This is a genomic window from Micromonospora sp. NPDC005367, from assembly GCF_040606825.1.
Taxonomy (GTDB): domain Bacteria; phylum Actinomycetota; class Actinomycetes; order Mycobacteriales; family Micromonosporaceae; genus Micromonospora.
In genome coordinates this window covers 23,372-32,435 of record NZ_JBEXFP010000069.1, presented here as the reverse complement: position 1 = coordinate 32,435, position 9,064 = coordinate 23,372, and the positions used below count along the sequence as shown (strand labels likewise).

General features: G+C 76.4%; 9 protein-coding genes. All 9 read left to right on the top strand.

Annotation, left to right across the window (positions count from 1 at the left end):
• A partial coding sequence (locus ABZS42_RS30110; protein ID WP_355151040.1) for a VWA domain-containing protein occupies window positions 1–715 on the top strand: 715 nt, incomplete at its 5' end.
• Window positions 715–1,326, top strand: coding sequence for a cob(I)yrinic acid a,c-diamide adenosyltransferase (gene cobO / locus ABZS42_RS30105; RefSeq protein WP_355151038.1), 612 nt, complete (start codon window positions 715–717; stop codon window positions 1,324–1,326). The genes ABZS42_RS30110 and cobO, both read left to right, overlap by 1 nt.
• A 71-nt stretch (window positions 1,327–1,397) precedes the next feature.
• Window positions 1,398–2,732 carry a cobyrinate a,c-diamide synthase gene (locus ABZS42_RS30100; protein WP_355151044.1) on the top strand — a complete coding sequence of 445 codons (1,335 nt, stop codon included), beginning with the start codon at window positions 1,398–1,400 and terminating at the stop codon, window positions 2,730–2,732.
• Window positions 2,729–3,490 carry a precorrin-2 C(20)-methyltransferase gene (gene cobI / locus ABZS42_RS30095; RefSeq protein WP_355151036.1) on the top strand — a complete coding sequence of 254 codons (762 nt, stop codon included), beginning with the start codon at window positions 2,729–2,731 and terminating at the stop codon, window positions 3,488–3,490. The genes ABZS42_RS30100 and cobI overlap by 4 nt, the downstream gene beginning before the upstream one ends.
• A complete protein-coding gene (gene cobM / locus ABZS42_RS30090) occupies window positions 3,487–4,308 on the top strand; it encodes a precorrin-4 C(11)-methyltransferase (RefSeq protein ID WP_355151034.1) in 822 nt (273 codons plus the stop codon). Before cobI ends, cobM begins: the two co-directional genes overlap by 4 nt.
• Window positions 4,305–5,456, top strand: a complete 1,152-nt coding sequence (locus ABZS42_RS30085; RefSeq protein WP_355151032.1) for a cobalt-precorrin-5B (C(1))-methyltransferase — start codon at window positions 4,305–4,307, stop codon at window positions 5,454–5,456. The genes cobM and ABZS42_RS30085 overlap by 4 nt, the downstream gene beginning before the upstream one ends.
• 313 nt (window positions 5,457–5,769) lie before the next feature.
• Entirely contained in the window at window positions 5,770–7,053 is a 1,284-nt protein-coding gene (gene cbiE, locus ABZS42_RS30080) for a precorrin-6y C5,15-methyltransferase (decarboxylating) subunit CbiE (RefSeq protein ID WP_355151030.1), read from the top strand.
• A complete protein-coding gene (gene cobJ, locus ABZS42_RS30075; protein ID WP_355151028.1) occupies window positions 7,050–8,831 on the top strand; it encodes a precorrin-3B C(17)-methyltransferase in 1,782 nt (593 codons plus the stop codon). Before cbiE ends, cobJ begins: the two co-directional genes overlap by 4 nt.
• Entirely contained in the window at window positions 8,819–9,016 is a 198-nt protein-coding gene (locus ABZS42_RS30070; protein ID WP_355151026.1) for a 4Fe-4S binding protein, read from the top strand. The genes cobJ and ABZS42_RS30070 overlap by 13 nt, the downstream gene beginning before the upstream one ends.
• Window positions 9,017–9,064: the final 48 nt, after the last annotated feature.

The window sequence follows — 9,064 nt, the reverse complement described above, 5'->3', positions numbered from 1 at the left end:
GCCACCCCGTGCAGGCGGATCTCCTGCTGTCGCAGGCGCAGCGGCGTTCCTGCGGCGAGGTGCAGCTGCTCGTGCACCAGTGGTCCGCGAGGGGCGCGAGGGCAACCTGGTGCTCTTCGTGGTCGACGCCAGCGGGTCGATGGGGGCCCGGCAGCGGATGTCCGCCGTCAAGGGGGCCGTGCTCGCGCTGCTGACCGACGCCTACCAGCGACGCGACAAGGTCGCCGTGGTCGCGTTCCGCGGCACCGGAGCGCAGACCCTGCTGCCCGCCACGTCGTCGGTGCTCGCCGCCTCGGCACGGCTGGCAGACCTGCCCACCGGCGGGCGCACACCGCTGGCCGAGGGGCTGCTCGCCGCCGCCGAGCTGCTGCGGGTGGAGCGGCTGCGCGACCCGCGTCGCCGCCCCCTGGTGCTGGTGCTCACCGACGGGCGGGCCACCAGCGGTGAGCGTCCCCTCGATCGGGCCGCCCGCGCGGCGGCCGTGCTCGCGGCCACCGGCGCCCCCTGCGTCGTCGTGGACTGCGAGTCCGGCCCCGTGCGTCTCGGCCTCGCCCACCGCCTCGCCACCCAGCTGGGCGCCGACCGCCACCCCCTCGATCGGGTGGCCACCGACCCGCTCGTCGGCCTCGCCACCGCCCGCCCGGCCGTGCTGGGCATCCCGGCGCCGGGGCACGCCGGCAGCTCGCCCACCATTCGCCCAAGGAGTGCCGCCTGATGCCGCAGGGAAAGCCCACCAACGTGCCCGCCGACGGGCTCACCACCCGGCAGCGCCGCAACCGCCCGCTGCTCGTCGTCCACACCGGACAGATGAAGGGCAAGTCGACCGCCGCGTTCGGCATGGCCCTGCGCGCGTGGACCGCCGGAATGCCGATCGGGGTGTTCCAGTTCGTCAAGAGCGCCAAGTGGCGGGTGGGGGAGGAGAACGCCCTCCGCGCGCTCGGCGAGGTGCACGAGCGTACCGGGCAGGGCGCCCCGGTGACCTGGCACAAGATGGGCGAGGGCTGGTCGTGGATCCAGCGCGGCGACCAGGCCGACCACGCCGCCGACGCGCTGGAGGGCTGGCGGCAGATCCAGCGTGACCTCGCCGCGCAGCGGTACGGGTTCTACGTGCTCGACGAGTTCACCTACCCGATGAAGTGGGGCTGGGTGGACGTCGACGAGGTGGTCGGCACGCTCGCCGACCGACCCGGCTTCCAGCACGTGGTGATCACTGGTCGGGACGCCGACCCGCGGCTCGTCGAGGCGGCCGATCTGGTCGCGGAGCTGACCAAGGTCAAGCATCCGATGGACGCCGGCCAGAAGGGCCAGAAGGGCATCGAGTGGTGAGGCCCGCCCCGGCCGCCGCGACCCCGGACGGCTCGGGCGTACCGACGGGGCGACCCGCGACGCCGTGGGCGCTGCCCCGGGTGGTGGTCGCCGCGCCCGCCAGCGGGCACGGCAAGACCACGGTGGCCACCGGGCTGCTCGCCGCGCTGCGCCGCCGAGGGCTGACGGTGAGCCCGCACAAGGTCGGCCCGGACTACATCGACCCCGGATACCACGCGCTCGCCGCCGGCCGGCCCGGCCGCAACCTCGACCCCTGGCTGGTCGGCGAGGAGCTGATCGCGCCGCTGCTGCGGCACGGGGCGAGCACGCCGACACCGGCCGACATCGCCGTGGTGGAGGGCGTGATGGGACTGCACGACGGCGTGGTCGGCCGACGTGGCTACGCCTCCACCGCGCACGTCGCCCGGCTGATCGACGCGCCGGTGCTGCTGGTGCTGGACACCACCGCCCAGGGACGTTCGGCCGCCGCGCTGGCGCTGGGCATGGCCGCCTTCGACCCCGCGGTGCGCATCGGCGGGGTGATCCTCAACCGGGTCGGCTCGCCCCGGCACGAGCGGCTGCTGCGGGACGCGCTCGCCGAGGTGGACGTGCCGGTGCTCGGGGCGGTCGGCCGAGCCGCCGAGGTCGCCGCCCCGTCGCGGCATCTCGGGCTGGTGCCGGTCGCCGAGCGTGCGCCGGAGTCCGTCGCCGTCGTCGACGCGCTGGCCGAACTCGTCGAGTCCACCGTGGACCTCGACGCGGTGCTGGAACTGGCGCGCACCGCGCCACCGCTGACCGCACCCACCTGGGACCCGGCGGCGGCCGTCGGCGGCCCGACCGGTGTGCACCCGGTCGTCGCGGTGGCCGGTGGGCCCGCCTTCACCTTCTCGTACGCGGAGACCACCGAGCTGCTCGCCGCCGCCGGCGGGCACGTCACCGTCGTCGACCCGCTGCACGACCCGGCGCTGCCCGCCGGCACCCGCGCGGTGGTGATCGGCGGCGGCTTCCCGGAGGCGTACGCGGAGCAACTCGCCGCGAACACGTCGCTCCGCGCCGAGCTCGCCGACTTCACCGGCCCGGTGGTCGCCGAGTGCGCCGGCCTGCTGTACCTCGGCCGGGCCCTGGACGGGGTGCCGATGTGCGGGCGGCTCGACCTCACCGCGCGGATGACCGGCCGGCTCACCCTCGGCTACCGCGCGGCGGTCGCCGCCGCCGACTCCCCGCTCGCCCGCACCGGCGCGCCGGTGAACGGCCACGAGTTCCATCGCACCGTCACCGACCCCGGTCACGGCGAGCACCCGGCGTGGCGCTGGGACGGCGGCGCGCACGGCTTCGTCGACGACCGGGTGCACGCGTCCTACCTGCACACCCACTGGGCGGGTCACCCGGAGGCCGCCCGGCGGCTCGTCGAGGCGGCGGCCCGGTGAGCGCCCCGGACAGTGCCACGCTGACCGGGGTCGGCGTGGGACCGGGCGACCCCGAACTGCTGACCGTCAAGGCGGTGCGGGTGCTGCGCGAAGCCGACGTGGTGTTCGTACCCGTGGTGGACCGGCTGGCCGCCGACGCTGCCGCGCCGCCGGGCCGGGCCGAGACCACCGCCCGCGTGTACGCCGATCCGGCCCGCCTTCGCCGGCTGCCGTTCGCCCTCGACGACCGGGGTGGGGTGACCACCCGCCGCGAACGCGCCTGGGACGAGGCCGCCGCCACGGTGCTGGCCGCGATGGACGCCGGCGCCCGCACGGTCGCCTTCGCCACCATCGGCGACCCGAACGTCTACTCCACCTTCGGGTATCTCGCCCAGAGCGTTCGGGAGCGGCGGCCCGCCGTCGAGGTACGCACGGTGCCCGGCGTCACCGCGATGCAGGACCTCGCGGCACGCGCGGGTGTGCCGTTGTGCGAGGGCCGGGAACCGTTGACCCTGCTGCCCGCCACCGCCGGGGTGGCGGCCTTCGAGGCGGCCCTGGCCGGCCCGGGCACCGTGGTCGCCTACAAGGGCTGGCGCCGGCACGCGGAACTCGCGGCCGCGTTGGGCCGGCACGACCGGCTGGCCGACGCGGTGCTCGGTGAGGCCCTCGGCCTGCCCGGTGAGCGGATCGGCCCGGTCGCCGGGCCGCACGACGAGCTGCCCTACCTGTCGACGCTGCTGGTCCCGGCCCGCCGGGACCGCCGGGGAGGAAAACTGTGAAGACCGGCTCCGTGTGGTTCGTCGGCGCCGGCCCCGGCGCCGCGGACCTGCTGACGCTGCGCGCCGCCCGGGCGATAGGCATGGCCGACATCGTGATCTGGGCGGCCAGCCTGGTGCACGCCGACGTGCTCGAACACGCCCGCCCCGACGCGGAGATCGTCGACTCGTCGCAGCTGCCCATCGAGGGTGTGCTGCCGCTCTACCGGCGGGCTGCCGCCGAAGGGCTGACCGTGGCCCGGATCCACTCCGGCGACCCGGCGCTCTGGGGCGCCATGCAGGAACAACTCGACCTGTGCCGGGCGCTCGGCCTGGCCGTGCAGGTGGTGCCGGGGGTGTCGTCGTTCACCGCCGTCGCGGCGATCGTCGGGCGGGAACTCACCATCCCCGAGGTCGCTCAGTCGGTCATCCTCACCCGGTTGGAGGGTGGCAAGACCCCGATGCCGCCGCGCGAGCGGGTACGCGACTTCGCCCGGCACGGCACCACCATGGCGCTGTTCCTCTCGGCCGCCCGGTCTGGGCAGGTGCAGGCCGAGCTGCTCGCCGGCGGCTACCGGCCCGACACCCCGGCCGTGGTCGCGTACCAGGCGACCTGGCCGGACGAGTTGGTGGTGCGCAGCACCGTCGGCACCCTCGCCGCCACGGTTAAGGAGCACCGGCTGTGGAAGCACACGCTCTTCCTGGTCGGTCCGGCGTTGGGCGCCGCCGGCACCCGTTCGCATCTCTATCACCCCGGGCACTTCCACACGTTCCGTCGCGCCGAACCGGCCGCCCGCGCCGAGCTGCGCCGCGCCCGCGGCACCGCCGGGGAGCCGGCGTGACTTACGCCGAGCCGCCGCTGCGCGAGCCGGACCTGCCGCGTACCGCCAAGGTCCGGCCCACCGCGCTGCGCACCGGCTGGACGACCGGGGCGTGCGCCGCCGCCGCGGCGAAGGCGGCGGCGGCCACGCTGGTCAGCGGGGTGCCGCATCGGGAGGTGGAGATCGGGCTGCCGGCCGGCCGCCGGGTCAGCTTCCCGGTCGCCCGCTGCGAACTCAGCGCCGGTCCGCCCGCCCGCGTCGAGGCCGTGGTGGTGAAGGACGCCGGCGACGACCCGGACGTGACCCACGGCGCGGAGCTGACCGCGACGGTGCACTGGCAGAGCGAACCGGGACTGCGGTTGGCCGGTGGGACCGGCGTCGGCGTCGTCACCAAACCCGGGCTGGGCCTGCCGGTCGGCGGGCCGGCGATCAACGAGACTCCGCGCCGCATGATCACCGCGGCGGTGGGCGAGGTCGTCGACCTGAGCACAGTGGGCGTACGGGTGGTGATCAGTGTCCCGCGCGGCGAGATCATGGCCCGTAAGACAACCAACCGGCGGCTGGGCATCCTCGGTGGCATCTCGATCCTCGGTACGACGGGCATCGTCCGGCCGTTCTCCACCGCCTCCTGGCGGGCCAGTGTGGTGCAGGCGGTGCACGTGATGGCCGCCCAGGGGGAGCGAACCGTGGTGCTCTGCACCGGGGGGCGCACCGAGCGGGGCGCCCGGACCCTGCTGCCCGACCTGCCGGAGGTCTGCTTCGTCGAGGTCGGCGACTTCACCGGCGCCGCCGTGAGGGCCGCCGTCGCCGACGGCCTGACCCGGGTGGTCTTCGTAGGCATGGCCGGCAAGCTGGCGAAGCTCGCCGCCGGGGTGCTGATGACCCACTACACCCGTTCCAAGGTGGACCTCTCGCTGCTCGGTGCGGTCACCGCCGAGGCCGGGGGCACGTCCGAACTGGTCGCCGCGGTGACCGAGGCGAACACCGGACGCCACGCGTACGAGCTGTGGGAGACCGCCGGGCTGCTGCGCCCGGCCGGGGACCTGCTCTGTCATCGGGTCCGTCAGGTGCTGCGCCGATTCGCCGGGGACGTCGTCGACGTCGACGTGGCCATGGTGGACTTCGCGGGTTCGGCACTGGTCGCGTCGTCCGGGCGGTGGGACGGGTGAGGCTTAGCTTCACTCCGGGGCCCGAGACAGTGACCCTGCGTGAGCCCGGACGGTGGCAGGTGGCTCACGAGATTGATGCCTCTCAGGCATATATATGCCTGAGAGGCATCAGGCTCGTCGGCATGGTTGTGGCGTCGGCACGACACGCCGAGCGTTCGCGGGGCGTCGCGCTCTCGCACGGCGCGGCCGTCTCGCGGTGCGCGGCCGTCTCGCGCGGCGCGGCCGTCTCGCTCGCCGCGGTGGCGGTGGCGCGCTGCCGTCCCGCCCGGTGCGGTGGCCGCCCGGTGGTTGGTCGCGCGCGGCGGTGGGCCGCGTGAGGAACGCGTCCCTGCCGGCGGAGCCCGCGGCACCGGCGGCGTTGACCGTCGTCGGCATCGACGCGGCCGACGGCTCGCCGCGTCCGGGGCTGGCCGAGGCGCTGAACGAGGCGGGCCTGGTGGTCGGCGCGGCCCGGCACCTCGCGGCCGTGCCGGTGCCGGCCTGCTGCGCAACCGTCACCCTGGGCCCGCTCGCGCCCGCGCTGGAGCGGATCGCCTGCGCGGTCACCGACGGCGTTGCCGTCGTCGTCCTCGCCAGCGGTGACCCCGGCCTCTTCGGCATCGTCCGCCGGTTGCGTGCCGCCGGCCTGACGCCACGGGTGCTGCCGGCGGTCTCCAGCGTCGCCGCCGCGTTCGCCCGGGCCGGCCGGTCCTGGGACGACACCGCCGTGGTCAGCGCGCACGGCCGGGACCTGCGTCCGGCGCTGAACGCCTGCCGCGCGCTGCCGGCGGTGGCGGTGCTCACCGCGCCCGACGCCGGGGCCGCCGAGATCGGCGCCGGTCTGCTCGGGTGGTCCCGCCGGCTGGTGGTGGCCGAGCACCTGGGCAGCGACGCCGAACGGGTGGTCGAGACCACGCCCGCCGACGCCGCCGCGCAAACCTGGTCCGATCCGCACGTGCTGCTCTGCCTCGCCGAACCAGCCCACGACGACCCGACCGGCCCGGACGCCACCACGGCGGGCGGCGGGGCGGGTATGCGGCGGGACAACCAGCCGGCCGCGGCCCCGGCGGGCGGCTGGGCGTTGCCCGAGTCCGCGTACGCGCACCGCGCCTCGATGATCACCAAGTCCGAGGTGCGCGCCCTGGCGGTCGCCCGGCTGCGTCCCCGGCTGGGCCGCCTCGTCTGGGACATCGGCGCCGGCAGCGGCTCGGTCGGCATCGAGTGCGGCCTGCTCGGCGCCGCGGTCGTCGCCGTGGAGCGGGAGCCGGACGCCGCCGCGTCGATCCGGAGCAACGCCCAGGCACACCGGGTCGACGTGCGGGTGGTCATCGGGGCCGCCCCGGCGGCGCTGGCCGGCCTGCCGGAGCCGGATGCCGTCTTCGTCGGCGGCGGCGGGCCGGGCGTGCTTGCCGCCGTGGCGGAACGTCGCCCCGCCCGCATCGTGGCCACCCTCGCCGCCGTCGACCGGGTCGGACCGGCCGTCACCCTGCTGCGCACCGCCGGGTACGCCGTCGACGGCGTCCAAATCTCCGCCGCCCGCCTGGCCGACCTGCCCGGCGGCTCGATCCGCCTCGCGGCCACCAACCCGGTGGTCGTCCTCACCGGGGAGCGCCAGTGACCGACCCGAGCACCGACACGTCCACGCCCGAACGCATCGGGTTGGTCGCGGCCACCGCGGCGGGCCGCCGGCACGCCGACGTCCTCGCCCGCGCGTGGCCGCAGGCCCACCTCGTGCCCGGGGCGAGCGTCGCGGACGCGCTGCGTACCGCCTGGGCCGAGTGCGACGCGGTGGTGGCGTTCCTGGCCACCGGCGCGGTGGTGCGCATCCTCGCCCCGCTGCTCGGCGACAAGCGCGCCGACCCGGCCGTGGTGGTGGTCGACGAAGCGGCGCGGCACGCCGTCGCGCTGCTCGGTGGGCACGCCGGCGGCAACGCGCTGGCCGTGCGGGTCGCGGCGCTGCTCGACGCCGAGCCGGTCGTCACCACCGCCAAGGACGCGGTGGGGCTGCCGGGGCTGGACACGCTCGGCTGGCCGGTCGAGGGCGCGGTCGCCGTGGTCGCCCGCGCCATCCTGGACGGCGAACCGGTTCGGCTGATCGCCGACGCCGCCTGGCCGCTGCCCGCCCTGCCGGAGAACGTGCGCCCCGACCCCGACGACCACGCCGACGCCGACGCCTCCGCCGCCGCCGACGGCGGTCGCGGCGCCGAGGGAGCCGCGTACCGGTTGCTGGTCACCGATCGGGTGGTGCCGCTCGACGGGCGTACCGCCGTGCTGCGGCCGCCGTCGCTGGTGGCCGGGGTCGGCGCCAGCCGGGGCGCGCCGGCCGCCGAGGTGGCCGACCTGCTGCGCCGGGTGCTCGCCGACGCCGGGCTCAGCCCGGCCAGCCTGCGCTGCCTGGCCAGCGCCGACGTGAAGGCCGACGAGGCGGGCATCGTGGCGACCGCGCAGACGCTGGGCGTACCCCTGGTGACCCGGCCGGCGGCGCAGCTCGCGGCGGTCGACGTGCCGCACCCGAGCGAGGTGGTCCGCGCGGCGGTCGGCACACCGAGCGTCGCGGAGGCCGCCGCGCTGCTCGGTACCACCGGCCGGCCCGCCGACGCGGACCTGCTGGTGCCGAAGACCGCCTCCGCCATGGCCACCGTCGCCGTGGCCCGGCACGCCCCACGCGGCCGGCTCGCCCTCGTCGGGCTCGGCCCGGGCGCACCCGACCTGCGTACCCCGCGGGCTGTCGCCGAGCTGCGCCGGGCCGCCGTCGTGGTGGGCCTGGACCAGTACCTCGACCAGGTGCGCGACGTGCTGCGACCCGGCACCCGCGTGCTGGCCAGCGGTCTCGGCGCGGAGCAGGCCCGCGCTCGGGCCGCGGTGTCCGAAGCCGCCGCCGGCCGGGCGGTGGCGCTGCTCGGCTCGGGTGACGCCGGGGTGTACGCGATGGCCAGCCCCGCCCTCGAGTACGCCGACGAGCGGATCGACGTGGTCGGCGTACCGGGGGTGACGGCCGGCCTCGCCGCCGGCGCGCTGCTCGGCGCCCCACTCGGTCACGATCACGCCTACCTGAGCCTCTCCGACCTGCACACCCCGTGGGAGGTCATCGAGCGCCGGCTCACCGCGGCCGCCGAGGGCGACTTCGTGGTGCTGCTCTACAACCCGCGCAGCCGGGCCCGGGACTGGCAGCTCGGTGCGGCGCTGAAGATCCTCGGCCGGCACCGTCCACCGTCAACCCCGGTCGGCGTCGTCCGCAACGCCAGCCGGCCCGGCGAGTGGGTGCAGCTGGCCACCCTCGCCGACCTCGACGTGACAGTGGTCGACATGTACGGCGTCGTGGTGGTCGGTAACAGCGACACCCGCGTCGTCGCCGGCCGGATGGTCACTCCCCGGGGGTACCGGTGGCGTTCGTGACCGTCGGCCCCTGCCAGGGCTGCGGCGCCTGCCTGCTGACCTGCCCGGTGCACGCGATCCGGCCGGTCCCCGGCGGCCTCGAGGTAAGCCCCGACCGCTGCACCGGCTGCCTGGAATGCCTGGAGATCTGTCCGGTGGACGCGATCCGCGTCGCCGGGCCCGAGCCCTTCGAAGGAGTCCGATGAGTTCCACCCCCTGCACGTCTGCCAGCCCGAGCGGCGGCCGGGACGCGG

Coding starts and splice junctions, on each gene's coding strand:
- cobO (WP_355151038.1), top strand. CDS start 715: ATGCCGCAGGGAAAGCCCACCAACGTGCCCGCCGACGGGCTCACCACC.